A 1210-nucleotide genomic window follows, 5' to 3' on the forward strand; every position below is an offset into this window, starting at 1 on the left:
GCCGACAAATCCCAAACAGGACAGTCGAGACGTCAGTCAGTCGGAGGGTCAGACCCACCCGCAGCGTCACCACGTCACATCCTCACTGTCAGTCGGCAGGCGGTCAGCCTGTGGCACCCGGGCCTGGCGGGAGGGCGGCAGGGATGCCCTGTTGTCCAGGGGGCCGGGCGGCAGGTCGTATCTGTCCGCCGGGCAGGAAGCGGGGCTGGAGGTCTTGCTGCGGGTTGGTGCGGTGGCGCACGGCTGGGAGGACCAGCGGTGGACGCTGGCGCGGACCGGCAGGCTGATCGGGGAGCGGTTCGGCGTCACGTACGAGGTCTCGGGGATCTGGCGGCTGGTGGACCGTCTGGGCTGGCCGTGGCAGGTGCCCAGGCGCGGGCTGTCGAGCGTGACGAGGAGGCGGCCGCATGGCGCACGGAGACGTGGCCGACGGCCTCCCACCCGCACAGGTCACAGCGCCGGCGGGTGGATCTGTTCCGAGGACGAGGCGGGCGCCGGGCTGAACGGCCCGGTCCGCCGGACCTGGGGCAAGGCCGGACATACCCCGATGCTGCAGATGTCCGGCATGGCGGCGGGGCAGGCCGGCCAGGCCACCGGGACAGGCCAGAGCCAGCACCCGGCGGATCGCCGGGGCGGCCGGGGCCCGGCGTACTCCGGGCCGGGCCGGGGGACCTCACCCCGGGCCGGGCCAGAGCGTCCTGCGGCGCATTCGCAGCCCACTGTCCGGCGGCCGCACAGGAGCGGGCACCGGACAGGACCGCACAGCAGGCCGTGAGCAGACCGACAGCAGCCAACGCCGCCGGCCCCGCCGGTCCCGGGGACCGACCGGCATCGCCAGCCGGCCCGCCACCGAGGGCAGAGCGCGCTGGGCGGCGGCGGGCGGCTTGACCAGACAGACCATGGCAGACTGACGGCACATCGAAGCTCCGGCCGTTGAGGGCGACTTGGGAAGGTCACCCCGGACAACCGGAGCTTCGTTGCATTCGATACGGCCCGACCCGCACACCCACATGATCACCAAGACTTTGAATCAGCCCTGGTCGGCACGGTCTTCGGCTTCCACCCGCTCGTTGACCGTGACCCGCCCGGCCGTCTCCTTGACTTTGCCCTCGGCTTTGACTCCGTTGCCCAATTCGCTGTGACGGGTGTGCCGGTTCCGGCATGATCGCTCCTGTGGCCGCTTCCTTGTCGTGCGGCCGGTTGGGGGTGG

At 72.0% G+C, this 1210-nt stretch carries 2 protein-coding genes; one reads left to right on the forward strand and one right to left on the reverse strand.

Going from position 1 to position 1210, the window contains the following annotated elements; translation table 11 throughout:
• Positions 1–232: 232 nt before the first annotated feature.
• A complete protein-coding gene (locus AC07DW_RS34560; protein ID WP_478861543.1) occupies positions 233–775 on the forward strand; it encodes a winged helix-turn-helix domain-containing protein in 543 nt (180 codons plus the stop codon).
• A 255-nt stretch (positions 776–1030) separates the two neighbouring features.
• Here the strand turns inward: AC07DW_RS34560 and AC07DW_RS34565 are convergent.
• Positions 1031–1210, reverse strand: a 180-nt coding sequence (locus AC07DW_RS34565) for a CsbD family protein (protein ID WP_478861542.1), incomplete at its 5' end; no start/stop codon positions are given.

It is taken from the genome of Streptomyces sp. NPDC045701, assembly GCF_056432045.1.